Origin of the sequence: Bradyrhizobium sp. 139 (assembly GCF_023074175.1) — a bacterium.
In the GTDB taxonomy this organism is placed as follows: domain Bacteria; phylum Pseudomonadota; class Alphaproteobacteria; order Rhizobiales; family Xanthobacteraceae; genus Bradyrhizobium.
On sequence record NZ_JADPKS010000008.1, the window covers coordinates 240,340 to 265,185 of the forward strand.

The window sequence follows — 24,846 nt, forward strand, 5'->3', positions numbered from 1 at the left end:
GCGGAACACCCCGTCCGCCGGTCCAAAATCGTCCGCGCTGGCAGGTCTCCCGGCTTGCGGAGCAGGGTTTCCCCTTCGATCCCCGCCTTCCCGACCCCAAGGGGATCAGTGGCATCGGGCATCTCTCCGGTCACGGTCGCGGGGGCGGCTGCATTTTGGAACCAAATCTTGCCGATTCGGACCCTATCGCATTCCCTCTTCGCCTGTCGTAGGACAGGAACCAACGCCGGGCCACCATTTGCCCCCGGCCGCCTCTTGTCAAGCCGAAGGACCCCGTCCGATGACGCCCGACCCGGATACCCAAACGGCCGACGAAACCGACGCCCGCCACGCCTCGAAAATGGCGAAGAAGAAGGCCGCCCGCGACAAGATCATGGCGACCAAGGGCGGTGAAAAGGGCCTCATCATCGTCCACACCGGCGCCGGCAAGGGCAAGTCCTCCTCCGCCTTCGGCATGATCGTCCGCTGCGTCGCGCATGGCTTTCCCTGCGCGGTCGTGCAGTTCATCAAGGGCGCCTGGGACACCGGCGAGCGGCGCCTGCTCACCGGCCATTTCGGCGAGCTCTGCCAGTTCCACGCGATGGGCGAAGGTTTCACCTGGGAGACGCAGGACCGCGCCCGCGACATCGCCGCTGCCCGTGCCGGCTGGGAGAAGGCCAAGGAGCTGATCCTCGATTCCAGCCTGCGCATGGTCGTGCTCGACGAGATCAACATCGCGCTGCGCTACGACTATCTCGACATTGCAGAGGTGGTCGATTTTCTGACGACGCAGAAGCCGCCGCTGACGCATGTCGTCCTCACCGGACGCAATGCCAAGGACGAGCTGATCGAGATCGCCGACCTCGTCACCGAGATGACGCTGGTGAAGCATCCGTTCCGCTCCGGCATCAAGGCGCAAGCCGGCGTCGAGTTCTAAAGACACGATGGCGCGCGCGCTGATGATCCAGGGGGCTGGCTCGGACGTGGGCAAGTCGCTCATCGTCGCCGGCCTCGCGCGCGCCTTTACGCGCCGCGGCCTGCGCGTGCTGCCCTTCAAGCCGCAGAACATGTCGAACAACGCGGCCGTCACCGTCGACGGCGGCGAGATCGGCCGCGCCCAGGCGCTGCAGGCGCTCGCCGCCGGCGTCGAGCCGCACACCGACATGAACCCGGTACTCCTGAAACCGGAGACCGATATCGGCGCGCAGGTGATCGTGCGGGGAAAGCGCATCGCAACCGCGCGGGCGCGTGAATACGCGGCGATGAAGCCTTCGCTGATGGGCGCCGTGCTGGAAAGCTTTGAGCGGTTGAAGGCGCGCGCCGATCTGGTGCTGGTCGAAGGCGCCGGCAGTCCGGCCGAGGTGAATCTGCGCAAGGCCGACATCGCCAATATGGGCTTTGCGCGCAAGGCCGACGTCCCCGTCGTGCTGGTCGGCGACATCGACCGCGGCGGCGTCATCGCCCAGCTCGTCGGCATCAACACGGTGATCGATCCCGACGATGCCGCGATGATCCAGGGGTTTGTCATCAACAAGTTCCGCGGCGATCCCACGCTGTTCGACGATGGCTACAAGCTGATCGAGCAGAAGACGTCGTGGCGCGGCCTTGGCGTGCTGCCCTGGTTCGCGCGCGCCGGCGAACTGCCGGCCGAAGATGCGCTGGGCCTGAGTGAAGCGCGCAAACCGGGCCAGTGCAAGATCGCCTGCCTGGCGCTGTCGCGGATCGCCAATTTCGACGATCTCGATCCGCTCAAGCTCGAGCCTGGTGTCGATCTCGTGATGGTGCGGCCGAGCGAAGCCATTCCCGGCGACGTCAGGCTCGTCATCATCCCGGGCTCGAAATCCACCCGCGGCGATCTCACCTTCCTGCGCGCACAAGGCTGGGACATTGATCTGCAGGCGCATCACCGCAGGGGCGGCCATGTGCTCGGCCTCTGCGGCGGCTATCAGATGCTCGGACGCAGCGTCGCCGATCCCGACGGGATCGAAGGCCCCGCGGGCGACACGCCGGGCCTCGGACTTCTCGACGTGGAAACCGTAATGAGCCCGGAGAAGACGCTGACGCGTGTCGCGGCCGTGCATGCCGCGACGGATCAGCCGATCGAGGCCTACGAAATCCATATCGGCCGCACCGACGGGCCGGATCGCGCGCTGCCATTTGCAAGATTGAACGGCGAGCCGGAAGGTGCGGTCTCGCGCGATGGCCGCGTGCAGGGCAGCTATCTGCACGGCCTGTTCACGTCGGATGATTTCCGCAAGGCGTTTTTGGCAAAGCTCGACATTCCCGCAGGCAACGAGCCCTATCACGCCAGGATCGAGAGCGCGCTCGATGCGCTCGCCGATCATCTCGAAAAGCATCTCGACGTCGAAGGCCTGCTTGCGCTAGCGCGCTAGGACCTCGGCAAGGCGCGACCATTCGGATTCGCGGCCGGGAAGCCCGAGACGCAGCCATCTCGGCTCTCGCGCGAACACGCGCGACCAGATTTGGCTACGCGCGAGCTTCTCCTGCGCGGCAAGCGCGTCAGGCGTTTCGTAGAGACGAAACAGCGGCGTGCCTCCGACGAGCCGCCAGCCCTGCGCTCGCGCCATCTCGTCGAGGCGGACACTGTCGCGTGCGAGCCGCGCTGAGGTGGCCTCGGCCCAGGCGTCGTCACGCAATGCGCGGCAGCCGATCGCGATCGCTGCTCCCGAGACCGGCCATGGACCCGACATCGCCGCGAGCTTCGCGACGTCGGCCGCATTGCCGAGCGCGAACCCAAGCCGCAGGCCGGCAAGGCCATAAAACTTTCCGAAGGAGCGCAGGATCAGCAGCCCTGGTCGATCCGCCTCGGATGCGAACGACAGCTGCGGGGCGGCATCGGCAAAACTCTCGTCGATGACGAGACGGCCAACGCGCGGCAGCAGCGCCAGCAGATCCTTTCGCGTCTGACACCGGCCATCGGGATTGTTGGGATTGACCACAATCGCGAGATCCGCGCCCGCTAGGGCGTCGAATTCCCCGACCTCCCGGACATCCCAGCCCGCAGCCGAGAGGACGCCGGCATATTCATTGTAGGTCGGCGCGAGGACGCGGGCCTGCCCACGCCGCGCAAGTTGCGGCAGCAGTTGAATGGCGGCTTGCGCGCCGCCAAGCGCAACGACCGCCCCGCTCGTGCGGTAGGCGTGCCGCGCCGCCTGATGCAGCGTCTCGATCTGGGCGCGCGAGGGCAGCGCAGTCCAGGCGCGCAAGCCGACCTCGCCGACGGGATAAGGCAGCCGGTTGATCCCGGTCGACAGATCGATCCAGTCGTCCGCGCGCCCGCCAAAACGCTGCCGGGCCAGATCGAGATTTCCACCGTGCTCGCGCATGCCCCGTTCTTTCACGCGAAGGCCAGGATCGCAAGGACGCCGCCGAGCAGCAGCATGGCGCGGCGGTAAACCGTCAATCCCCGATCGATATCGGCGGCAAGCGGATCGCGCGCAGCTTCATTCAGCCATGGCTCGTTCGTGATGCTGCCGTGATAGATGCGGGGGCCGCTGAGCCGTACGCCAAGCGCGCCAGCCATGGCCGCTTCCGGCCAGCCGGCGTTGGGCGAGCGGTGCCGGCGTGCATCGCGCCTCATGCATGACAGCGCCTCGAAGCGCTTTGGTGCCAGCAGCACGAAGAGAAATCCGGTCAGCCGCGCCGGAATGAAATTGGCGACATCGTCGATGCGCGCCGCGACCCAGCCGAAGGCTTCGTGCCGTTCGCTCCGGTGGCCGATCATGGAGTCGAGCGTGTTGATCGCCTTGTAGCCCAAAATGCCGGGCAGTCCGAACAGCGCGCCCCAGAACACGGGCGCCACGATGCCGTCGGAGGCGTTCTCGGCCAGGCTCTCGATCGCCGCGCGCGCGATGCCGGCTTCGTTGAGCGCCGCGGGATCACGGCCGACGATGCGCGAGACCGCCTCGCGCGCAGCGGCGATATCGCCGGCCTGCAACGGGGTTGCGACGGCGGCGACGTGATCATGGAGCGAGCGTAGCGCGACCAGCGGCCAGGCCAGGATGCCGACCGACACGATCTGGATCCAGCCGGCGGCAAGCAACGACTGAACCGCCCAGCCAAGCGCGACGGAGAGCGCGATCACCACGAGTGCGCCGGCAAGACCTGCAGCGCGGCGAAGTGCCGGCGGATCGGACGGCCGATTCCAGGCGGTATCGATGGCAGAGATCAGCCGGCCGAGCCAGGTCACGGGATGGCCGATCCGCGCGAACAGCCACGACGGCCAGCCCAGAAGGGCGTCCACCGCCATCGCTACCGCCATCGCACCCGCAAAACCCACGCACGCCTCCTGTCCCGCCCCTGTTGCGCAAAGCACGGCCCGAGCGCAAGCCCTGCCCGCCTGATTTCGGCTTTGTCTTTGGCCACGTTTGGTGATTAGTGCTGGCCGACAGGAGACTTTTATGGCCGTCATCTTGATCACAGGCGGGGCGCGATCAGGCAAGAGCAAGCGGGCGGAAAAGCGCGCGCGCAGCTTTCCGGACCAGCCCTTCTACATCGCGACGGCGGAGGCGCTCGATGCGGAAATGCAGGAGCGCATCGCAACGCATCGCGCACGGCGCGGAACCGACTGGATCGAACGCGAGGTGCCGCTGGATCTCGTGCAGGCGCTGGTTGCGACTGATGGCGGCGGCGCAAGGCTGGTCGACTGCCTGACGTTGTGGCTATCAAACCTGATGCACGCCGAGCGCGACTGGGAGCATGAAGTGACCGAACTCGCCGGCGCCCTGCCCCGCCTTAGGAGTCCGGTGGTTCTCGTCACCAACGAGGTCGGCCTCGACATCGTGCCCGACAACGCGTTGGCGCGCAGCTTTCGCGACGCTGCCGGGATCATGAACCAGATCATCGCTGATGTCGCCGACGAGGTCGAGTTCGTCGTCGCCGGCTTGCCGATGAAGCTGAAATGATGCCGCGCGCCGAGCTTCTGCGAGACGTCATCGCCGATCTCGGGATCGCGGCAGCGTTCGTCACGATCCTCCCTGTGGCATCGTCGAAGCCCGCGGCTGACGGTGCCATCGCGCGCGCGACCTGGGCCCTGCCCGTCGCAGGACTGGTGGTCGGCCTTGCGGGCGCTTTGGTCTATGCGACTGCCAGCCGGTTCGGACTGACACCGAACCTTGCCGCCCTGCTCGCACTGGCCACCACAGCCCTCATCACCGGCGCGCTGCACGAGGACGGCCTTGCCGACACCGCCGACGGGCTCGGCGGCGGACGAACGCGCGAGCGCAAGCTCGAGATCATGCGCGACAGCCGGATCGGCACCTACGGCGTCTGCGCGCTGATGCTGTCGTTCGGCCTGCGCTGGAGCGCGCTCGCGGCGATCGCCAATCCGTGGGCAGTCGCGCTCGCGCTCTGCGCCGCGCATGCCGCGGCGCGCGCGGGCGTCCCGGCGTTCATGTCGTTGGTGGCCCCCGCGCGGCCTGACGGTCTGTCGGCAAGCGCCGGATCGCCGCCGGGTCGCAGCGTCGCCATCGCCTTCGCTCTTGGAACCCTCGCGCTCGCGCTCGCGCTCGGGCCGGGCAAGGCGCTTGTCAGCCTGATCCTGCTGTCCCTCGCCGGCCTGATGCTGGGGCGACTTGCCATCCGCCAGATCGGCGGGCAGACCGGCGACGTCCTCGGCGCGTTCGAACAAACCGGCGAGATCCTGATCCTCTTGGTTGCCGCGGCCTTCCAGATGGGACGCTGACATCATGGTCGAGTTCGACGACACCTTCCGACAACATTTGCGCCAGCTGTTCGTGTGGCGCCGCGACGTGCGCCGCTTTCGCAACGATCCGTTGCCGGACGGCGCGATCGATCGCCTGATCGAGACCGCCTGTCTTTCGCCATCCGTCGGCCTGAGCCAGCCCTGGCGCTTCGTCACCGTCGATGATGCTGCACGGCGCGCTGCCGTGATCGACGACTTCAGGGCGTGCAACGCCGATGCGCTGAATTGCTACTCCGGCGAACGCGCGGCGCGCTATGCCACGCTGAAACTGTCGGGCCTCGAACAGGCCCCCGGTCACCTCGCCGTGTTCGCCGACAAGGCCAGCGACATCGGCCACGGCCTCGGCCGCGCCACGATGCCGGAGACCACGGAATATTCCGTGGTCGCCGCGATCACTGCGATGTGGCTCGCCGCCCGCGCCGACGGCATCGGGCTCGGTTGGGTATCGATCCTGAACCCTGCGCGCATTCACGCCATTCTCGACGTGCCCAGCTCCTGGAAATTCATCGCCTATCTCTGCATCGGCTATCCGGAAGTCGAATGCGACCAGCCCGAGCTGGAGCAGGCGAAATGGGAACACCGGCGCGGTGCGGAGCAATTCACGCTGCGGCGTTAGCGCCGCGCGCCATGACTTGCGCCTGGAATGTCCATTAGACCGCGCCCAACTTGGTGAAGATGTAGTTGCGAATGAGCATTCATAAGTGCATTTTTTCATCAATTGTGGATACCGGCCGTTCGCGCTAAGCATCCGCCTGGGGCAAAGCCATCATGCATAGAATTTCATGACCGAACGGCCTTCCGCGTTCGCGGTCGATCGCCGCGGCTTCATTCGCCTTGCAGGCACCACCGCCGCAGGCTGGATTGCGCTTGGCGCAACGTCGGATCGCATGCGGGTGGTTGCCTCGCTGACCGCATTGCCGCTTGATGACGAACTGACCAGAAGGAGCATGATCGACAGCCCGACCTCCCGCCTGGGTGGCCTCATCGTCGGCTTGAGGCAGCGAGGCTGGGTCGAAGGCGTCAACTTCCACTTCGAACTCCGTTCGACCTTCGGCGGACCGGATAAGCTCAAGACTGCGGTCCAGGAGTTGCTCGAGCTCAAGCCGGACGTGGTCCTGACCGGCTCGACCATCGAAACCGCCGCAGTCTTTGCCGCCACCAAGACCATCCCGATCGTTTTCGCGACCGCCAACGATCCCGTCGGCAACGGCTTCGTCGAAAGCCTCGCGCACCCCGGCGGCAACGTCACCGGTTTCACCAACAGCACCGCCGAAATGGGCGGCAAATGGCTTCAGCTCGTCCGGGAGGCGGTGCCGGATCTCGCGCGCGTCGGCGTCCTTTTCAACCCGGCGACCACGCCCCGCGCCGGGCGCTTCTTCCTCGACTCGATCGAGCAAGAGGCTGCGGCGTGCGGCGTGTCCGTGGCCCCCGCGCCCGTCAACGCGTCAACGGACATTGACCAAGCCATCAGGCACTTTTCCGAACCGCCGAGGGCGGCAATGGTTGCGCTGGTCGACAGCTTCCTCGTGATCCACCGTCAGGCGGTCGTGGCGGCCGCGGCCAAACATCGCGTCCCCATGATCTATCCGTTCCATTATTTCATGGATGCGGGCGGGCTGATGAGCTACGGGCCGACGCTGGAGGTACGCTCGGCCGACTATGTCGATCTCATCCTGCGCGGCACCAAAGCCGGCGATCTCCCGGTGCAATCGCCGCGGAAATACGAGCTCCTGATCAACCGCACAATCGCGCACTCGCTGGGATTGACCATTCCATTCACGCTGCTCGCGCGCGCCGACGAGATCCGCGAGTGAACGAAACGATCGACCAGAGAGATTTGCGCACGCCTCCTGGCCGGCTGTTCCGCAAATATCTCTATTCGATCGTCGGCCTCGCCTTTGCCGCACTCGCCGTCAACACCGGCTTCGACATCTGGTTCTCCTATCGCGAGCAGAAGCAGCTTCTGGCGGCGACCCAGCGCGAGCAGGCAGCAAGCGCGGCCATTCAGATCGGCCAGTTCATCGGCCAGATCGAAAACCAGATCAGATGGCTCTCGCGCCTGCCTCCGGAGCTGTCGAGCAACGAAGACGACCGCCTGAACGCCATCCGACTCCTGCGCCTCTCGCCCGCGATCGCGGACATTACCGAACTCGACTCGCAGGGCCGCGAGCAGGTGCGCGTGTCGCGCCGCGTCGCGGACAGGATCGGCAGCAAAGCCGATCTCTCGACCTTGCCGGCCTTCCACAGTGCCAATGAAAGCCGGGCCTATTACGGGCCGGTCTACTTCCTCGGCGACACCGAGCCATTCATGACGCTCGCCACGCGCGGGACCGGGCGGGATCCCAATGTGATCGTGGCCGACGTCAATCTGCGCTTCATCTGGGATCTCGTCGCCGGCATCAGGGTCGGCAACACCGGCAGGGCCTATGTGGTCGACCGCATGGGGGTCTTGATCGCGCATCCCGATTTGTGGCCGGCACTGCGCCGCAGCGATCTGTCCGGGCATGCGGACGTGCGCGCCGCGCTCGATGGCGTGGGGCCGCCCTCGGGCGGCTTGGTCAAGGAGGATATGTCGGGCCAGCGCGTGCTCTCGACCTATGCGACGGTGCCCTCGCTCGGCTGGCTGGTGTTCGTCGAGCTTCCGCTCAGCGAAGCCTATGCCCCGATCTATGCATCGATCGGACGCTCGACGTTTCTGCTGATCGTCCTGCTCGCCTTCGCGGCTCTGGTTTCTCTTCTGCTCAGCCGGCGCATGACCGTGCCAATCCAGATGTTGATGCAAGGCGCGCGGCGGATCGAAAGCGGCGATCTCGGCCTGCGGCTCGCCATCAAGACCGGCGACGAGCTGGAAGCGCTCGGCGACCAGTTCAACCGGATGGCCGCTCACTTGCGAGAATCCTACGCGACGCTCGAGCGCAAGGTGATCGAGCGCACCTGCGAGCTCGAGAAGGCCCGCGACCACGCCCTGGCCGAGCATGACGCAGCCGAGCGCGCGCGTGGGGCCGCCGTGCTGGCCAACGAAACCAAATCGCGCTTTCTCGCCGTCGTCAGTCACGAGCTGCGCACGCCGCTGAACGGCGTCATGGGCGTGCTGCAACTGCTCGACGACGGCAGCCTCAGCGAAGCTCAGCGCCGCCACCTCGCGACCGCCGCCGCGTCGGGCGAAACGCTGATCGCGCTGGTCGATGCCATCCTGGAATATGCCCGCCTGGAAGCCAGCACCGAAACGCTGGAGACGCGCGACTTCCGCCTCGACCAGCTCATCGAGGCCGCTGCCGATCTGATGCGTCCGCAGGCCTTCGGCAAGCGTCTGACCTTCGACCTCGCCTGCGATGAAAACGTCGAAACATTCGTGCACGGCGATCCGGTGCGGCTCAATCGCATCCTGCTGAACCTGATCGGCAACGCGATCAAGTTCACGCCGAGTGGTGGCATCGGATTGAAGGCGACCGCCGCGCGGCATGACGATCATGTCCTGCTTTCCCTCACGGTTCGCGACACCGGCATCGGCATCGCGCCCGACATGCATGAGCGGATTTTTGAGGATTTCGTCCAGGCGGACGACAGCATCGTGCGGCGGTTCGGCGGCACCGGCCTGGGCCTCGCGATCGCGCGGCGCCTCACGCGCCTGATGCGCGGCGAACTGACGGTGGAGAGCACGCCGGGCGCGGGCAGCACATTCACGCTTCAAGTGCCGCTTGGCCGCGCCGCAGGCGATGTCGCCCAAGGTGTACTTCCGGCGCCGTCGCGGCAACTTCGCGTGCTGCTGGTCGATGACGATCCCGTCAATTGCGAGGTCGGCGAAGCGATCCTGAAGCGGCTCGGCCATCGCGCGACGATTGCCAGAAACGGCGCGTCGGCCGTCGCGCTCGCCCGCGATCAGGCGTTCGACATTATTCTGATGGATCTGCACATGCCCGACATGGACGGCGTGGAAGCGGCGTCGCGGATCGGCGCGCTCGGTCTGCCGAGGATGCCGCGCATCATCGCCGCGACCGCCGACGTCTCGGGCAGTGCCCGCGAACGGCTCGCCGGCGCAAGCATTACCAAAATCGTCAGCAAGCCGATCCTGATCAATGCGCTGCGCGAAGCGATCGAGGACGAACCGGAAGTCGGGCCGGCCGCAGCGCAGCTGGCCGCGGGCGTATTGATCGACCGGCATTTCCTCGACGACCAGAAGGAGATGTTGGGCGCCGCGCAAATCGCAAAGCTGCATCATTTGCTGCAGGAGACCAGCGACAGGCTGATCCAGGACATCGCCAAGGCGGCAGCGATTGGCGATCACGTGCAGCTGGCGCGGCTCACGCACCAGCTCGGCAGCGCCGGAGGCGCACTCGGCCTCGTCAACCTGTTCGAGCGCTGCCGCGAATTGGAGTTGGCAGCCCCGTCGATGTCCCCGCCCGAATGCCAGAACGCCGCCCGCGAACTCGCCGCGCTTCAGAAGGCCTCGATGAGCGCACTGGACGATCTGCTCGCACCTGCCGAGCAGCGCCCGGTCACTTAAAGCATGATCCGGAAAAGTGCGAAGCGGTTTTCCGAAAAGATCATGCTCAAACAATAAACTAAAGCGCGATGACGATTCATCCTAATCTCATCGCGCTTTAGCCGCAGCGGATTTGCGCGCGACAGCCTCATCTTCGCGGCCAAAACGCTCGACCAGGAAATCGATAAACAGCCGCACCTTCACCGACAGATGCCGGGTCGGCGGATAGACCGCATAAAGCGCGAGCGGCGGCGCAGAATAATCCTTCAGCACGGCGCGCAGCTCGCCTGTCCGCAAGGCCTCAGTGGCGATGAACTCGGGAAGCAGCGCAAGACCCCTGCCCTTGATGGCGACATCGCGCAGCACTTCGGCATTGTTGACGCACAGCGACCAGGCCGGCTGGATCCAGTGGTCGCCGTCGCTGCCTGTGAGCTTCCACTGATTGCCGGTGAGCAGGAAGCCGTAGGTGAGCGAGGTGTGCTCGCGCAGATCCTGCGGATGTTTTGGCGTGCCGTGACGCGCGAGATAGTCCGGCGAAGCGCAGATCATGCGCGCAACTGGCACGATCTTCCGCGCGATCAGGCTGGAGGATTCCAGCTCCGCGATCCGCAGCGTGACGTCAGAACCGTCCTGGACGGGATCGAGCAGATCGTCGCTGAGCACGAGCTGGAGCTGAAGCTCCGGATAGCGCGCCATGAAATCGGCGAGCACCGGCCCGAGCCGCAGCGTGCCGAACGACATCGGCGCATTGACGCGCAGCAAGCCCCGCGGTGCCGACTGTGCCTGCGTCACTGCCTGGTCGGCCGCCTCGATCTCCGACAGGATCACGACCGCGCGCTCGAAATAGCGCTGGCCGTTCTCGGTCGGGCTTGCATGCCGCGTGGTCCGGTTCAGCAGCTGCACGCCGAGGCTCTCCTCGAGGTCGGCGATGTATTTGCTGATCGCCGAGCGCGACAGCCGCAACTGGCGGCCCGCCTCGGCAAAGCTGCCGCTTTCGACCACCTTCACGAAGGCCCGGAGGCTGGCGAGCTTATCCAAAGGCCGGCCCAGGCGATTGTTTCCAAATCGTAGACATAGCCGTCATATTTGCATGGATTGTCTCCAATCCAAAGCGGAACGATATTTCCGGCCAGAGCAAGACCGCTCCGAAAGCTTTGGAGGACGACGATGTCTGGACTGCACCATGTCACCGCGATCGCCGGCGACCCCATCAGGAATTTCGGCTTTTACACCCGCGACCTCGGCCTGCGCTTCGTCAAGAAGACCGTCAATTTCGACGATCCCGGCACCTATCACTTCTATTATGGCGACGAGACCGGCCGGCCCGGCACCATCCTGACCTTCTTCCCTTGGGCCGGCGTGCCGGCCGGGCGGCGCGGCGTCGGCGAGACCCATCAGACCGCCTTTCGCGTGCCGCAGCGCTCGCTCGGCTATTGGACGCAGCGCTTCACCGAGAAGGGCATCGCCTACGAGGCGCTGGAAAAGCGCTTTGGCGAGTCCGTGCTGCCGTTCACCGACCCTGATGGCATGGCGCTCGCGCTGGTCGGCGTATCCGGCACCGAGGACGAGCCCGGCTGGAGCAACGGCGACGTGCCGGCCGAGCACGCGATCCGCGGCTTCCATGGCGTGACCTTGCTGCTCGACGGCGCGGCGAAGACGGCGGCCGTCCTAACCGACGTGTTCGGCTTCAGGGAGACGGGACGCGAAGGCTCGGTGATCCGTTTCAAGGCACCGGGCGATGTCGAAGGCAGTGTCGTCGATATCTACGAGGCCAAGGGCTTTTTGCGCGGCCATCAGGGCGGCGGCTCGGTGCACCACATCGCGTTCCGCGCGGCTGACGATGCCGAGCAGGGCCAGATGGCGCAAAAGCTCGTGTCCAATCACGGGCTGCACCCGACCGAGCAGCGCGACCGCAACTACTTCCGCTCGGTCTATTTCCGCGAGCCCGGCGGCGTGCTGTTCGAGATCGCGACCGACATCCCCGGCTTCGCCGTCGATGAGCCCGTCGCGACGCTGGGACGTGATCTGAAGCTGCCGGGCTTCCTCGAAGCGCAGCGCAAGCAGATCGAGGGCGTGCTGCCGAGCCTGGAAGAGAGCGTGTCATGACCGAGAGTGCATTCGTCCATCGTTTCGAGCCCGCGCGTGACGCGGGCTCGCGCCCACTCCTGCTGCTGCACGGCACCGGCGGCGACGAGAACGATCTGCTCGGGCGTGGCAAAATGATCTCGCCCGGCGCAGCCCTGCTCTCGCCGCGCGGCCGCGTGCTCGAGCACGGCATGCCGCGCTTTTTTCGCCGCCTCACTGAGGGCGTGTTCGACGAGGAGGATGTTCGCCGCCGCGCGCACGAACTCGGCGACTTCGTTAGCGACGCGCGGCAGCGCTACGGCATCGCCGCGCCGATTGCGGTCGGCTTTTCGAACGGTGCCAACATCGCAGCCGCGCTGCTGCTGTTGAAGCCGGAGGTGCTCGCAGGCGCGATCCTGCTGCGCGCCATGGTGCCGCTGTCGGATCCGCCCAAGGCTGAACTCGACGGCAAGCCGGTTCTGCTCCTGTCCGGGCAGGCCGATCCGATCGTGCCGGCAAGCAACTCGGTCCGGCTGGCGGCTCTGTTGTCGGAATCAGGGGCGAGTGTGAGTCACAGAGTCCTGCCGGCAGGCCATCAATTGTCGCAGGCTGACGTGACGCTGGCCCGCAATTGGATCAGCAACGTCAGCGCGGAGGCGGCGTAATCTGGCGAGCGGCGCATCGTTCACGAACGGTGCGTCGCGCGCGATCACTGCTTACTTCAATCGAACCAGCCGCGCCGCTTGAACCAGACCAAAGGCAACACGCCGCTGGCAATGATGGCCAGCAAGGCCAGCGGGTAGCCGAACGTCCAGCTCAACTCCGGCATATTCTTGAAGTTCATGCCCCAGATTCCAACCAGGATGGTGGGTGGCACGCCGACGACGGACACGATCGTGAGGACCTTGAAAAGCTCGTTCTGCTGGATGTTGATGAACCCGAGCACGGCATCGAGCAGAAGCTGAATCTTGTCGGACAATCGCGTCTCGTAGTCGCTGAGTGAAACGACGTCCTTCGATACAGCATCGAGACGCTTCTTCGACCCGGCAGTGATCCACTCGCTGCCGACATCGCCGGCAAACGACGCGATACGGCCGACGCCAAGCAGAACATCGCGCGCCTTGGTGAGACGATCGGCCAGTTCGCCGATATTCTCCAACGCCTCGTGCATTCTCCGGCTCGAGCGAACCGGCCGCTTGGTTCGAACCAGCCCGCCCTTGAAGACGCCTCTCGATAGGAGATCGACCTTCGCGCCCAAATGCTCCAGCACATCGGCGCCGCGATCGATCATGGCCTCGAGCAGGCTGGTGAACACGCACATGCCGTTCTCCAGGCTGTCGTCCGAACCTATGCGTTTCCCGACGTCGTCAAAGATCGGCAGTTGCGCGAACCGCACCGTCACCAGGACGTGCGGGCCGATGACAAACCCCACCGGCGTGATCTCGGCCTCGTTGTCCTCGTTGAGCCGGACCGCCGGCGCGCTGAGATAGAGCGTGCCATGATCGAAGATCAGCCGGCTCGACGCCTCGATCTCGCTGAGCGACTCCGCGGACGGAATGCGTATCTTCAGCAATCGTTCGACGAATTGCTTTTCCTTCGCGGTCGCATCCAAGAGATCAGCCCAGATGATCTCGGACGGCATTTCCGCCCCGATGCCTTGCCAGTCGTCGGACGGCCACCTGTATAGTTTGAGCAAGAACCGAACTCCGTAACCCGCGCACAGGAGCGCACGCATGCGGCCATCCTGCACCGGGCTAACGCGTGAGGGTTCCAGTCGTTCAATGCCGTGGCGGATCGACGATGCATTCCGGCAACAGGCGTTCGCAAAACCGCAGTCAATTTGGGGCTGGTTGTTGTTCTCGGAAATAGGATTTGGAGAGCAGCGAGAGCTGTGCGGCCGTGGGCTTTGAATCCCGAATGCGCGGGCGGGTGAGCCAAACAAAAACTGCGAAAACAACCCCATGCACAGTAGCCGGGGGTTGGAAAATCAACGGCTTACGCGGGCAGTGCGCGGCAGGCCACGAGGCGAAGACAGACCCCTCACCCGAGTGAGTCTGTGTCTATCGGCGCCGCTGCCCTCTCCCGCAACATAGGGAGAGGGCGCAGCAACGGGCCGCAACGCCGTTTGACTCGTCGGGCAAAACAGGGGCATAGTGGCAACATCGGAAAATCCGCAGCATCGTGCCACCCCGTCATCCTGAGGTGCGAGCTCGGCAGCGCGACCGCGCTGCCGGGCGAGCCTCGAGGGATGAACGGCCCATCTTTAACCGGACCAGCGCTTACTTCTTGGACTTGGGCGCTCCCGCGCGCCTCCGCGCAAGCTGGCTCACAGATCTCCAATCCGAACGAATGAGCGCCTCCTTCTTGGCTCGGCTCCATCCCTTGAGCTGCCGCTCGGCCGCGATGCCGTCCGTTATGCGATCGAAATACTCCGACCACACGAGAACGACCGGCCGTCTCGAATGGGTGTGTCCCGGATAGGCCCCGGCATTGTGCTCGTCGACACGCTTGGATGTGTCCTCACCAGTGGCGCTTCCGATGTAGAAAGAGCCATCCGCACAGTGCAGCATGTAGACATAGATGCCCACAACACATCCTTCGAGGCTCTCCGTACGGTGCTTTGCACCGCACGGCTCGCACCTCAGGATGACGGCAGTGAGCTCGTTGTCAACACTTGATGAGGCAATTTATGATTGTACCGTTGCTTTTACTTTGGTTTGAGCGTTTTAGAATCGAGGTAGCTTCCAACCCCGTCATCCTGAGGCGCGAGGCCGGCAGTGTGACCGCACTGCCGGACGAGCCTCGAAGGATGTACGGCCGAGATGCAGCCGGGCCGTCGCCCTTCGAGGGCCGCTGAAGAAGCGGCCACCTCCAGCGACAACCGCTTCGCGGTTGCGCGGGGGTAACGGCGACAGATTCGCACTCCCGATGTCTGTGCGGCCCCTACTCCCAATGCCACGTGGAGAAGTCGTTCTCGAACTGCGGGACTTCCTTCCAGACGCCTTTCAGCTTCTTGTTGGTGATGGTGATCAGCTGCGGCTGGTACAGATAGCCGGAGACCGCGTCGGTTGCGAGCATGCGCTGGGCATCGCCGAGAAGTTTGGCGCGGGCCGCTTCATCCGGCGTCGACACGATCTGCCTGTAGAGCGCGTTGAACGCTTCGTTGTTGTAGCCGAGATAGTAGTCCGGCTCGGTGATCTTGACGAGGTCGAACGGCTCGACATGACTGACGATGGTGAGGTCGAAATTGTGCGGACCGTTGGGCGCGAACACCTGCGACAGCCACTGCGCCCATTCGACGTTCTCGATCTTGGCGACGATGCCGACCTTGGCAAGCTGGGCTGCGAGAATCTCGCCGCCCTGCCGCGCATAGGACGGCGGCGGCAGCTTCAGCGACAGCTCGAGCGGCGCGGTGATGCCGGCCTCGGCGAGGAGCTTCTTGGCCTTGTCCGGATCGTAGGGGTTGATGCCGGTGGTATCGACATAGCCGAGCGCGGTCGGCACGTAGAAGCTGCCGATCGGCGTCCCGAACCCGTCCACCGCGCCGTCGATCATGGCCTTGCGATCGATTGCGGCGAGGATGGCGCGGCGCACGCGGACATCATCGAGCGGCTTCTTCTTGTGATTGATGCCGACAATGGTCTTGGCCCTGGAACCGCCGACCAGCACGGTGAAGCGCGGATCGGCCTTGAACTGCGCGATGGTGCGCTGGGCCGCGACGCGCGGAAATGCGTCGACATCGCCCGACAGCAGCGCCGCGGTCTGCGCGGAGGGATCGGAGATGAATCGGATCGTCACCTTCGACAGCTTGATCGCGGCGGCGTTGCGGTAGTCGGCCCATTTGGTCAAGGTCATCGAGGAGCCCTTGGCCCAGGCGCCGAGCTGATAGGGTCCGGTCCCGACCGGCTGCGTGACATTCGTCGGCGCGCTCTTCGGCTCGACGATCGAGCCGCTCGCCTGCCCCAGCAGGAACGGCAGGTTCGGCTCGGAATTTTTCAGGGTGATCACGATGGTGTCGGGATCGGGCGCGGCAACCGACTCGAAGCTCTGGAACAGGCTCTTGTCCTTGTTGGTGCTGGTGGCGACAGCGTTGCGCTCGAACGAGAACTTCACCGCCGCGGAATCGAACGGCTCGCCATTGTGGAATTTGACGCCCTTGCGCAGCTTGAAGGTGTAGGTTTTCAGATCGGGCGAGGCGGTCCAGCTCTCGGCCAGCAGGGGCGAAGTGGTGCCGTCCTCGTTGATCTTGGTCAGCGTCTCGTAGATGTTGTAGAGCGTGACTTCGGCGATCGCGGCGGCGGCCGCGTTGGTGGGATCGAGACCCGGCGGCTCCAGCGCCATCGCCATGACGACGCTGTCCTTCTTGCCTTGCGCCAGCACCGGCAGCGGCGCCGCGACGAGCGCGACAGCAAAGGCGACGATCGATAGTTTCCTGAACATGCGTAACTCCCCGGCCTTCTCTTGTCCCAGCCTACGTCAATTCCGCAGCGGACACTAACCTTCCATGGCCGCCTGCGGCAACGCCATCACGGCCTCCGCCTTGTGACAGGCGGCGAGATGCGCCTCGCCCATCTTGCGTAACGCAGGCAGGGCCTCGCGGCAATGCTGGTCGGCCAGCAGACAGCGCGTCACATAGGGGCATCCGGTCGCGTCCGCCGAGTGCGAGGCGATCGCCTGGGCGCCGCGCCGCCGCCGTCCGCCGGCGCGTGCGCGCGGCACGGCATCCAAGAGCGCCCGCGTATAGGGATGAGCGCAACGCTCGAACAGGTCCTCCGGCCGGCCCTGCTCGACGATCCGGCCGAGATACATCACCGCGACCTCGTCGCAGAGATAGTCGACGACGGCGAGGTCGTGGCTGATCAGCATGTAGCTCAGGCCGAACTGCTCCTGCAGGTCCTGCATCAAATTGAGCACCTGCGCCTGCACCGAGACGTCGAGCGCGGAGACCGGCTCGTCGGCGACGATCAGCTTCGGCTGGGTGATCAGCGCACGCGCGATCGCGATGCGCTGGCGCTGGCCGCCGGAAAACTCGTGCGGATATTTGTCCATGTCGGCATCGCGCAAGCCGACCTGACGCAGCACCGCGGAGACGCGTTCGCGGAACGTGGTGCGATCAGCTCCTTCCAGCACGGTCAGCGGTTCGGCGACGATGCGCGCGATGGTCTGGCGCGGGTCGAGCGAACCGTAAGGGTCCTGGAACACCATCTGGAAATCGCGGCGGGCGCGGCGCAGTTCGTCGGCGGAGATCTTGTTGAGGTCGCGGCCGAGCAGCGCGACCTGCCCCGAGGTCGGCCGCTCCAGCGCCATCACCACCCGCGCGAAGGTCGACTTGCCCGAACCGGATTCGCCGACGACGCCGAGGCTCTTGCCGGCCGCAACCTGCACGCTGACGCCGTTGAGCGCGCGCACCTGCCCGGGCGGCCGGAACAGGCTTTCGCGTGGCAGCGTGTAACGCTGCTCAAGATCCTTCACGTCGAGGAGCGGCGCTGCGGTCATGCGGGCAGCGCTCCGACGCGTTCAGCCATCGACACGTCCGTCCGGATGCAGCGCACGAAGTGGCCAGGTCCGACGTCCACCATCGGTGGCAGCGCAGCGCGGCACTGCTCGATCACGAGCGGACACCGATCGGCGAAGGTACAGCCGGAAGGCATATCGGCAAGCTCGGGCACGGTACCCGAGATCGTCGTCAGCCGCGTCCCCTTGCGCGCGCCGAGCTTCGGCCGGGCACGGAACAGGCCCTGCGTGTAAGGATGGCCCATGCGGCGGAACACCTCGTCGGTCGGCCCGCTCTCGACCACGGTGCCGCCATACATCACCATCATGCGCTGCACGTTCTCGGCGATGACGCCGAGATCGTGCGAGATCAGGATCATCGACATGCCGCGCTCCTCGACGAGGTCGGCGATGAGGTCGAGGATCTGGCCCTGGATGGTGACGTCGAGCGCAGTGGTCGGCTCGTCCGCGATCAGAAGGTCCGGCTCGCAGGCAAGCGCCATCGCAATGGTGACGCGCTGGCGCTGGCCGCCGGAGAACTGGTGCGGATAGGCGTCGATCCGCCGTGCGGGATCGGGCAGTCCGACGCGGTCGAGCAAGGCGATCGCCTCTTCGCGCGCCTGCGCCGCCGAATAGTTCTTGTGACGCCGCAACGGCTCGGCGACCTGATGGCCGATCGTGTGCATCGGGTTGAGCGCGGTCATCGGTTCCTGGAAGATCATGCTGATGCGGTTGCCGCGCAAGCCGCAATAATCCGCATCCGAAAGCCCGACGAGCTCGCTGCCGTCCAGCCTGATGCTGCCGGTCACGACGGCACTGTCCGGCAGCAGCCCCATCAGCGACAGCGCCGTAACCGACTTGCCGCAACCGGATTCGCCGACGAGGCCCAGCGTCTCGCCGCGCTTGAGGCCGAAGCTGACGCCACGCACGGCCTGCGCGGGTCCGCGGCTGGTGTTGAGGCGGACACCGAGATTGTCGGCCGCGATCAGCGGCATGGTTGCATGATCAGCCATTGTTACCGCTCCCGCGCCAGTCGCGGATCGAGCAGATCGCGCAGGCCGTCGCCGAGCAGATTGAGCCCGAGCACCGCGATCGCGATCGCCACGCCGGGATAGACCGCGAGCATCGACGACTGGAACAGCAGCGTCTGCGCATCGTTCAGCATGCGACCCCAGGACGGCTGCGGCGGCTGCGTGCCAAGGCCGAGATAGGACAAGGCCGCTTCGGCGAGGATGGCAAGCGCAAACTGGATGGTCGCCTGCACGATCAGGATCGACAGGATGTTGGGCAGCACGTGCTCGATGGTGATGCGAAAGCGCCCCTTGCCTGCCGCACGCGCGGCCAGCACGAATTCGCGCGCCCAGATCGCGTTGGCCGAGCCGCGCGTCAGCCGTGTCAGCGTCGGAATCTGGAAGATGCCGATCGCGACGATCGAGGTGACCATGCCCGGGCCCACGACGGCGGCGAGCATGATGGCGGAGAGCACGGCCGGAAAGGCGAAGGTGAAGTCGGTGAAGCGCATGATGATCTCTTCGGTCCAGCCGCGCCGGGCCGACGCGATCAGGCCGAGGCAAACGCCGAAGGTAAGACCTATGCTCACCGCGATGATGCCGACCATGATGGTGGAGCGTGCGCCCGCCAGCAGCAGCGAGACGATGTCGCGGCCGAAGGAATCCGTGCCGAGCCAGTGCGCCGCCGAGGGCGGCCTGAGTTTCGAGGCGATGTCGATCTCGTAGGGCGACCACGGCGTCCACACCAGCGACAGCAGCGCCGAGGCGAGCACCAGCAGGCCAAGCGCGCCGCCCAGCACAAAACTGCGATGGCGTAGCGCGCGACGCCAGAACGTCCGCGCCGGCAGAGCACGCGTTGCGGCCGGCGCGTCAACCAGGGTGGTCAGCGGCGCGCTCACAGGTCGTGAACCTTGATGCGGGGATCGACGAAGGCATAGAGCACGTCGACCACGAAATTGACGATGACGACCATGGCCGCCAGCAGCATCACGCAGTTGCGCACCACGATGAGGTCGCGGTTGGCGATCGACTGGAAAATAAGGCGGCCGAGGCCCGGCAGATAGAACACGTTCTCGATCACGATGGTGCCGGCGAGCAGATTGGCGAATTGCAGCCCCATCACGGTCATGACGGGGATCATGGCGTTGCGCAGCACGTGGCTCCACAGCACCTCGCGCTTGCCGAGCCCCTTCGCGCGCGCCGTGCGGACGAAGTCTTCGCGCAGCACCTCCAGCACGGCCGAGCGCGTGACGCGCGCGAGGATTGCGGCCTGCACCACCGCAAGCGAGATCGCCGGCAGCAGCAGCGACTTGATTCCGAGCCAGATGCCGTCCTCCCAGCCGGGAAATCCGCCCGCGGAGAGCCATTGCAGCCGCACCGAGAACAAGAGGACCAGGAGGATCGCGAACCAGAAGTTCGGCAGCGCGATGCCCACCTGCGTCAACGACATCACGCCGACGTCGCCGAGCTTGTTATGGTTGGCGGCGGTATAGATGCCGGCCGAGAGCGCCAGCGTCACCGTGATCAGCATCGACATGGTCGCGAGTGGAATGGTCAGCACCAGCCGCTCCGCGATCAAGCTAGCGACCGGCGTGCCGTAGACATAGCTGTTGCCGAGATCGCCGATCAGGAGCCCCTTGATCCAGTGCAAATAACGGACGGCCAGCGGCTGATCGAGCCCGAGCTTGATGGTGAGCGCGCGCACCGCGTCCGCTGACGCATCCGCGCCCATCAGCATCTGCGCGGCGTTGCCGGGAAGAGCATCCAGCACCAGGAAAATGATTACGGATGCGCCGACCAGCGTCGCCAGCAAGGTCAACAGACGTCGGAGAAAGAATACGCTCATGCGCGCTCGGCTTCAGGGCTCACCCGCGGCACGATCAACATGTCCAGGCGCGGGAGGCAAGTCCTTTGCACACAGTCCTTTTCGGCACGTGCCACACCTCAGCCGGGCCAGCGGGACAGAAGATCGTGCGAGGCCTCGAACAGCGCGCTCACACGGAGCAGTTCGGCATCGGCGCGGAAGCGGCCAACGAGCTGAAGCCCGATCGGCAGGCCGTCGCGGCCGAAGCCGCCAGGAAGGCTGATCGCGGGGTGGCCGGTCATGTTGAATGGCATGGTCCAGGGGAACCAGTGCGGCCGGACGCTGTCAAAGTGTTTGCCGTCGATCTCGATGGTGCCGAACAGGTCCTGGTCGATTGGCAGCGCGGTGCGGGTGATGGTCGGCATCGCCAAAAGATGCCCGCGCGCAAGCAGCGATTGCACCCGGCGGAACAGCGCGGTGCGCGCGAACATCGCCTCCTGATACGCGACGCCGCTGACATTGGTCGCAAGCGCGACCTGCTTGACGAAGGTCTCGCTGAGGACGTCGCCGCGCTCGGCCACGAGCTTCGCAAAACGCGTGCGCCAGACCGTGTGGTTGATCGCGCGCCAGATCGGCTCGATGTCGAATCCTTCGCCGGAAAATTCCTCGAGCTCGGCACCGAGGCTCGCGAGCCGATCAAGGCTCGCCTTGAAGCCAACTGCGACATCCGCAGACACCGGGCGTCCGGGCAGCGAGGCGCAGAACAGGATTTTTTGCCCGCGCAGATCGCCGCGCGGCGTGGCGGTGCCGATGAAATCAGGCACGGGTACGCCGATCGACCAGGGATCGCTAGGATCCTCACCGGCCATCGCCTGCATCATCAGCGCGGTGTCGGCGACGGTGCGCGTCGTCGGCGTGACATAGGTCTGGTTGCCGAAGGCGTCGAGCGCCTGGCTGTGCGGGATGACGCCATTGCTCTGCTTCAGCCCGACCACGCCGTTGCAGGCGGCGGGAATTCGCGTCGAGCCGCCGCCGTCGGTCGCAATCGCAAGCGGCGCGATGCCGCTCGCAACAGCCACCGCCGCGCCGCCGCTTGAGCCGCCCGACGACCGCTCCGCACTCCAGGCATTGCGGGTGCGGCCGAACAGCGGCGAGTCCGTCAGGCACTTGCTGCCGAATTCGGGCGTGGTGGTCTTGCCGATCAGGATCGCGCCTTCCGCGCGCAGTTTTGCAACCGCGACGGCATCCTCAGCGGGGACATTGTCCTTGTAGGGAACGGCGCCGAAGGTGGTCTTCACGCCTCTGGTGTTGACGATGTCCTTGACCGTCACGGGAAGGCCGTGGAGCAGGCCAAGCGGCTCGCCCGCCATCACCTTGCGCTCGGCCGCGCGCGCCTCTGCCATCGCCTCGTCGCCACACAGCGTGATGAAGCAGTTCAATTGGCTCTGCAGCGCCTCGGCGCGCGCGAGCACGGCGCTGACAATTTCGACGGGCGAGACCGTCTTGCTGTTGATACGTGCGCGCAGTTCAGTGGCTGACAGGAAACAGAGATCTATGCTCATGAAGGACAGGCTCACGTCGGGACGCGCGGACCTTGCCAGCGAGGATCTCACATGTCCATTTCGGCTGGCGCATGGCTACAGTCCGCCGGGACATCTCGGACATCGCAAGGCCGGGCGCACCCTACCAGTTCCAGGTCACCTCATGACTCCAGGGCGGATCGGCGCCCGGACGGGTGCAGGTCAGGCCGGCGCATTTGGCGGCAAAGGACAGCGCGGGGCGAAGATCTTCTGCACTGATGTCCTTCAGTTGTTGCCGGCCGATGCGGCCCTGCTTGTACAAGGCGAACAGCAGCGCCGCCTGAAAGCTGTCGCCGGCTCCAATGGTATCGGCGATCTCGACATTCGGTGCCGGCACTTCGATCTGCCCTGCTCCCGCATGCCAGGCGATGGCGCCATGGTTGCCGCGGGTGATGACGACGAGGCTCGCGCCCTGCGCCAGCAGCGCGTTCGCGCGCTGCTGGTAAGGCTCATCATCGAAGAGGTAGGCGAAGTCGACGTCCGACATCTTGATGAGATCGGCGTGCCTCGCGAACTCGGCCATGCGCGCGAGATAGGCCGGCTTGTCCTTGACGAGGTTGGGGCGGCAGTTCGGATCGAAGGAGATCGTCGACGCCGCCCGCGCGTCCATGATCAGGGCCTTTGCTTCGGCGGCGCCCTGGTCGTTGACCAGCGTGGTCGAGCCGACATGGACGGCCTCGACGGTTGCGAACGGGATTGTGCCGCGCCGGTAGGTCCAGTTCCGCGTCGCGGTGTCGGCATCGTAGAAGGCATAATGCGACTCGCCTGCGACCATGCGCACGAAGGCGAGTGTGGTCTGGTGATCGCTGCGGGTGGCGAGACCGAGCTCGGCGTTTGACGCAGCAGCGTGCTCGGCGATCATGCTTCCGAACAGGTCGTTCGAGATGCCGCCGACGAAGCCGGTCGGCGCGCCCAGCCGCGCCATGCCGATCGCAACGTTGAGACAGGAGCCACCGACCGCCGGCATCACTGCCTCACGCCCGTCGGCATTTCGCGTCGGGACGAAATCGATCAGCGCATCGCCGCAGGCAATCAACATCCGTTTCGGCCTCCCGCGCCCTCGCGCATCGCCGCACGGCTGCCGCGATCGACCTCGCGCAGCAGCTTGTAGACCTCGCGCTTGCGCGAATGAAACGCGGCCATATCGGGCGCGGTGGGCTCGCTCTTGCGTCCCAGCACCGACATTTTTGCCATGGTCTCGCCGATCGAGGCATAGGCGCCGCCGGCGACCGCGCCGAGCATCGCGGCGCCGAGCAACACCGGCTCCCCGGTCTGCGGCAGCGCGACGGTGAGACCGGTGGTATCGGCCATGATCTGCCGCACCAGCGGACTGCGGCTGGCGCCGCCGCCCATGATCATGATGCTGGAATGGACGCCATGCGCGGCAAAGGCGTCGATCACCTCGGCAAGCCCATAAGCGAGACCACAGAGGCCGGCGACGAACAGCCGCTCCAACGCACCAACGTCGCTGTCGAGATCGAGGCCCGCGATCACCGCGCGCGTATCTGGATCGGCGTAAGGCGAGCGGTTGCCTATGAACTCGGGAAGCACATGAACGTCGCGCGCGAGCAGCGCGGCGGGGCTGGCGTCACCGGCGCGCGCGATGATGCGCCGCTCGAGGTACTCGATGAGGTCGACGCTCTCGCTGCGCGCCGCCGCGCCCGCTTCGGCATGGCCCGGATGCGACTTGAGGAGATGATCGATCGCTGCCCCCGCGGCGGACTGGCCACCCTCGTTGAGCCAGAAGCCCGGCACCATGCCCGAATAATAAGGGCCCCACACGCCCGGCACGAAGCACGGCTGCTTCGTGGTCGCCATGATGCAGGCCGAAGTCCCCATGATGTAGGCGAGGCGATCGGCGACATCGGTCGTCCCGCCCGCTCCATCGCGGCCGCCGATCGCGCCGATGCCGCCGGCATGCGCATCGATCAGGGACGCGCCGACCGGTATGCCCGCTGAGAGGCCAAGGTCAGCCGCGACAGTACGGGTAAGACCGGCGCCGAGCCGCGTGCCGGGGGCGACGATCTCGGTGCCGATGCGGGCGTAGTTCTCGGCGACGAAATCCGATAGTCCAATGCGCTGGAAGAACGGCGCGCTCCAGCCGCCACCATCATGAGCGAGATAATTCCATTTGCAGGTGACGGTGCAAGTGGAGCGCTGGAGCGAGCCGGTCGCGCGCCAGGTCAGATAGTCCGCCAGATCGAAGAAATGACCGGCGGCATCGAAGCTCGCACGCATGTGCCGCTTCAGCCACAGCAGCTTCGGCATCTCCATCTCGGGCGAGATCGAGCCGCCGACATAGCGCAGCACCGCGTCCCCGGTCTCGTTGATCAGCCGTGCCTCGGCCGTGGCGCGATGGTCCATCCAGACGATGACATTGCGCTGGCGGTCGCCGGAGGCACTGACGGTGACCGGCTCGCCCTGCCGATCGAGGACGACCAGCGAACAGGTGGCGTCGAAACCGATGCCGCCGACGCTGTCGGGCGCGATTGCAGCTTCCGCCATCGCCGCTCGCACCGACTTGGCGCAGGCCTCCCAGATGTCCGAGGACGATTGTTCGACGATGTCGCCGGCCTCGTGCCAGATCCTGATCGGGTGCCGCGCGATCGCCAGGAGAGCGCCGGTCTCATCGAAGACCCCTGCCCGCGTGCTCGTGGTCCCTACGTCGACGCCGATATACGCTCGCGGCATTGTCGCTCCTGGTCGCT

General features: G+C 65.7%; 22 protein-coding genes and 1 riboswitch. Of the genes, 9 read left to right on the forward strand and 13 right to left on the reverse strand.

The genetic code is table 11. The annotated features are described in order from the left end of the window. Nucleotides 1-21: 21 nt before the first annotated feature. Nucleotides 22-240: riboswitch (cobalamin riboswitch) on the reverse strand. A 40-nt stretch (nucleotides 241-280) separates the two neighbouring features. Beyond that, nucleotides 281-916 carry a cob(I)yrinic acid a,c-diamide adenosyltransferase gene (gene cobO / locus IVA80_RS02075; protein ID WP_247425165.1) on the forward strand — a complete coding sequence of 212 codons (636 nt, stop codon included), beginning with the start codon at nucleotides 281-283 and terminating at the stop codon, nucleotides 914-916. A gap of 7 nt (nucleotides 917-923) precedes the next feature. After that, nucleotides 924-2,372, forward strand: a complete 1,449-nt coding sequence (locus IVA80_RS02080) for a cobyric acid synthase (protein ID WP_247425167.1) — start codon at nucleotides 924-926, stop codon at nucleotides 2,370-2,372. Here IVA80_RS02080 and cobD read toward each other — a convergent pair. Beyond that, nucleotides 2,361-3,326 (reverse strand): threonine-phosphate decarboxylase CobD, encoded by a 966-nt coding sequence (cobD, locus tag IVA80_RS02085; protein WP_247425169.1) that lies wholly within the window; start codon nucleotides 3,324-3,326, stop codon nucleotides 2,361-2,363. The genes IVA80_RS02080 and cobD overlap by 12 nt on opposite strands. Nucleotides 3,327-3,337: 11 nt before the next feature. After that, nucleotides 3,338-4,279 carry an adenosylcobinamide-phosphate synthase CbiB gene (cbiB, locus tag IVA80_RS02090; RefSeq protein WP_247425171.1) on the reverse strand — a complete coding sequence of 314 codons (942 nt, stop codon included), beginning with the start codon at nucleotides 4,277-4,279 and terminating at the stop codon, nucleotides 3,338-3,340. A gap of 121 nt (nucleotides 4,280-4,400) precedes the next feature. On the opposite strand from cbiB, the gene cobU reads away from it, so the two are divergent. From cobU to IVA80_RS02115, 5 genes are all read left to right on the forward strand, one after another. Then, nucleotides 4,401-4,904, forward strand: coding sequence for a bifunctional adenosylcobinamide kinase/adenosylcobinamide-phosphate guanylyltransferase (cobU, locus tag IVA80_RS02095; RefSeq protein WP_247425173.1), 504 nt, complete (start codon nucleotides 4,401-4,403; stop codon nucleotides 4,902-4,904). Continuing rightward, nucleotides 4,901-5,683, forward strand: coding sequence for an adenosylcobinamide-GDP ribazoletransferase (gene cobS, locus IVA80_RS02100; protein WP_247425175.1), 783 nt, complete (start codon nucleotides 4,901-4,903; stop codon nucleotides 5,681-5,683). The genes cobU and cobS overlap by 4 nt, the downstream gene beginning before the upstream one ends. 4 nt (nucleotides 5,684-5,687) lie before the next feature. Beyond that, the gene (gene bluB / locus IVA80_RS02105) at nucleotides 5,688-6,320 is read left to right on the forward strand and encodes a 5,6-dimethylbenzimidazole synthase (RefSeq protein WP_247425177.1); all 633 of its coding nucleotides are present in this window, start codon (nucleotides 5,688-5,690) and stop codon (nucleotides 6,318-6,320) included. A 166-nt stretch (nucleotides 6,321-6,486) separates the two neighbouring features. Further along, nucleotides 6,487-7,518, forward strand: coding sequence for an ABC transporter substrate-binding protein (locus IVA80_RS02110; RefSeq protein WP_247425179.1), 1,032 nt, complete (start codon nucleotides 6,487-6,489; stop codon nucleotides 7,516-7,518). Further along, on the forward strand, nucleotides 7,515-10,208 hold the full coding sequence (locus tag IVA80_RS02115) for a hybrid sensor histidine kinase/response regulator (RefSeq protein ID WP_247425180.1): 2,694 nt from the start codon (nucleotides 7,515-7,517) through the stop codon (nucleotides 10,206-10,208). The genes IVA80_RS02110 and IVA80_RS02115 overlap by 4 nt, the downstream gene beginning before the upstream one ends. A gap of 87 nt (nucleotides 10,209-10,295) precedes the next feature. On the opposite strand, the gene IVA80_RS02120 is transcribed toward IVA80_RS02115, so the two are convergent. Next, nucleotides 10,296-11,225, reverse strand: coding sequence for a LysR family transcriptional regulator (locus tag IVA80_RS02120; RefSeq protein ID WP_247425182.1), 930 nt, complete (start codon nucleotides 11,223-11,225; stop codon nucleotides 10,296-10,298). 129 nt (nucleotides 11,226-11,354) lie between these two features. Here IVA80_RS02120 and IVA80_RS02125 point away from each other — a divergent pair, with 129 nt between their 5' ends. Together IVA80_RS02125 and IVA80_RS02130 are read left to right on the forward strand one after the other, a co-directional pair. Continuing rightward, nucleotides 11,355-12,293, forward strand: a complete 939-nt coding sequence (locus IVA80_RS02125) for a ring-cleaving dioxygenase (RefSeq protein ID WP_247425185.1) — start codon at nucleotides 11,355-11,357, stop codon at nucleotides 12,291-12,293. Beyond that, nucleotides 12,290-12,916, forward strand: a complete 627-nt coding sequence (locus IVA80_RS02130) for an alpha/beta hydrolase (RefSeq protein ID WP_247425187.1) — start codon at nucleotides 12,290-12,292, stop codon at nucleotides 12,914-12,916. Before IVA80_RS02125 ends, IVA80_RS02130 begins: the two co-directional genes overlap by 4 nt. A gap of 56 nt (nucleotides 12,917-12,972) precedes the next feature. On the opposite strand, the gene IVA80_RS02135 is transcribed toward IVA80_RS02130, so the two are convergent. The 10 genes from IVA80_RS02135 to IVA80_RS02180 form a co-directional block, all read right to left on the reverse strand. Next, entirely contained in the window at nucleotides 12,973-13,947 is a 975-nt protein-coding gene (locus tag IVA80_RS02135; protein WP_346347953.1) for a magnesium transporter CorA family protein, read from the reverse strand. Nucleotides 13,948-14,530: 583 nt separating this feature from the next. Further along, nucleotides 14,531-14,839 (reverse strand): GIY-YIG nuclease family protein, encoded by a 309-nt coding sequence (locus tag IVA80_RS02140; RefSeq protein WP_247425191.1) that lies wholly within the window; start codon nucleotides 14,837-14,839, stop codon nucleotides 14,531-14,533. 355 nt (nucleotides 14,840-15,194) lie between these two features. Continuing rightward, a complete protein-coding gene (locus tag IVA80_RS02145) occupies nucleotides 15,195-16,691 on the reverse strand; it encodes an ABC transporter substrate-binding protein (RefSeq protein ID WP_247425193.1) in 1,497 nt (498 codons plus the stop codon). A 54-nt stretch (nucleotides 16,692-16,745) separates the two neighbouring features. Beyond that, on the reverse strand, nucleotides 16,746-17,747 hold the full coding sequence (locus IVA80_RS02150; protein WP_247425195.1) for an oligopeptide/dipeptide ABC transporter ATP-binding protein: 1,002 nt from the start codon (nucleotides 17,745-17,747) through the stop codon (nucleotides 16,746-16,748). Beyond that, on the reverse strand, nucleotides 17,744-18,757 hold the full coding sequence (locus tag IVA80_RS02155; RefSeq protein WP_247425196.1) for an ABC transporter ATP-binding protein: 1,014 nt from the start codon (nucleotides 18,755-18,757) through the stop codon (nucleotides 17,744-17,746). Before IVA80_RS02155 ends, IVA80_RS02150 begins: the two co-directional genes overlap by 4 nt. Before the next feature lie 2 nt (nucleotides 18,758-18,759). Continuing rightward, on the reverse strand, nucleotides 18,760-19,653 hold the full coding sequence (locus IVA80_RS02160) for an ABC transporter permease (protein WP_247425198.1): 894 nt from the start codon (nucleotides 19,651-19,653) through the stop codon (nucleotides 18,760-18,762). After that, nucleotides 19,650-20,600 carry an ABC transporter permease gene (locus IVA80_RS02165; protein ID WP_247425199.1) on the reverse strand — a complete coding sequence of 317 codons (951 nt, stop codon included), beginning with the start codon at nucleotides 20,598-20,600 and terminating at the stop codon, nucleotides 19,650-19,652. Before IVA80_RS02165 ends, IVA80_RS02160 begins: the two co-directional genes overlap by 4 nt. A 98-nt stretch (nucleotides 20,601-20,698) precedes the next feature. Continuing rightward, nucleotides 20,699-22,120 carry an amidase gene (locus IVA80_RS02170; protein WP_247425201.1) on the reverse strand — a complete coding sequence of 474 codons (1,422 nt, stop codon included), beginning with the start codon at nucleotides 22,118-22,120 and terminating at the stop codon, nucleotides 20,699-20,701. A gap of 121 nt (nucleotides 22,121-22,241) precedes the next feature. Further along, nucleotides 22,242-23,177 carry a carbohydrate kinase gene (locus tag IVA80_RS02175; protein WP_247425203.1) on the reverse strand — a complete coding sequence of 312 codons (936 nt, stop codon included), beginning with the start codon at nucleotides 23,175-23,177 and terminating at the stop codon, nucleotides 22,242-22,244. Continuing rightward, nucleotides 23,171-24,829, reverse strand: coding sequence for an FGGY-family carbohydrate kinase (locus IVA80_RS02180; RefSeq protein ID WP_247425206.1), 1,659 nt, complete (start codon nucleotides 24,827-24,829; stop codon nucleotides 23,171-23,173). The genes IVA80_RS02175 and IVA80_RS02180 overlap by 7 nt, the downstream gene beginning before the upstream one ends. Nucleotides 24,830-24,846: the final 17 nt, after the last annotated feature.

What these genes read in the sequence shown, in the direction of transcription:
- cobO (WP_247425165.1), top strand. Translation starts at nt 281, where the DNA reads ATGACGCCCGACCCGGATACCCAAACGGCCGACGAAACCGACGCCCGC.
- IVA80_RS02080 (WP_247425167.1), top strand. Translation starts at nt 924, where the DNA reads ATGGCGCGCGCGCTGATGATCCAGGGGGCTGGCTCGGACGTGGGCAAG.
- cobD (WP_247425169.1), bottom strand. Translation starts at nt 3,326, where the DNA reads ATGCGCGAGCACGGTGGAAATCTCGATCTGGCCCGGCAGCGTTTTGGC.
- cobU (WP_247425173.1), top strand. Translation starts at nt 4,401, where the DNA reads ATGGCCGTCATCTTGATCACAGGCGGGGCGCGATCAGGCAAGAGCAAG.
- cobS (WP_247425175.1), top strand. Translation starts at nt 4,901, where the DNA reads ATGATGCCGCGCGCCGAGCTTCTGCGAGACGTCATCGCCGATCTCGGG.
- bluB (WP_247425177.1), top strand. Translation starts at nt 5,688, where the DNA reads ATGGTCGAGTTCGACGACACCTTCCGACAACATTTGCGCCAGCTGTTC.
- IVA80_RS02110 (WP_247425179.1), top strand. Translation starts at nt 6,487, where the DNA reads ATGACCGAACGGCCTTCCGCGTTCGCGGTCGATCGCCGCGGCTTCATT.
- IVA80_RS02125 (WP_247425185.1), top strand. Translation starts at nt 11,355, where the DNA reads ATGTCTGGACTGCACCATGTCACCGCGATCGCCGGCGACCCCATCAGG.
- IVA80_RS02130 (WP_247425187.1), top strand. Translation starts at nt 12,290, where the DNA reads ATGACCGAGAGTGCATTCGTCCATCGTTTCGAGCCCGCGCGTGACGCG.
- IVA80_RS02145 (WP_247425193.1), bottom strand. Translation starts at nt 16,691, where the DNA reads ATGTTCAGGAAACTATCGATCGTCGCCTTTGCTGTCGCGCTCGTCGCG.
- IVA80_RS02150 (WP_247425195.1), bottom strand. Translation starts at nt 17,747, where the DNA reads ATGACCGCAGCGCCGCTCCTCGACGTGAAGGATCTTGAGCAGCGTTAC.
- IVA80_RS02155 (WP_247425196.1), bottom strand. Translation starts at nt 18,757, where the DNA reads ATGGCTGATCATGCAACCATGCCGCTGATCGCGGCCGACAATCTCGGT.
- IVA80_RS02165 (WP_247425199.1), bottom strand. Translation starts at nt 20,600, where the DNA reads ATGAGCGTATTCTTTCTCCGACGTCTGTTGACCTTGCTGGCGACGCTG.
- IVA80_RS02170 (WP_247425201.1), bottom strand. Translation starts at nt 22,120, where the DNA reads ATGAGCATAGATCTCTGTTTCCTGTCAGCCACTGAACTGCGCGCACGT.
- IVA80_RS02175 (WP_247425203.1), bottom strand. Translation starts at nt 23,177, where the DNA reads ATGTTGATTGCCTGCGGCGATGCGCTGATCGATTTCGTCCCGACGCGA.
- IVA80_RS02180 (WP_247425206.1), bottom strand. Translation starts at nt 24,829, where the DNA reads ATGCCGCGAGCGTATATCGGCGTCGACGTAGGGACCACGAGCACGCGG.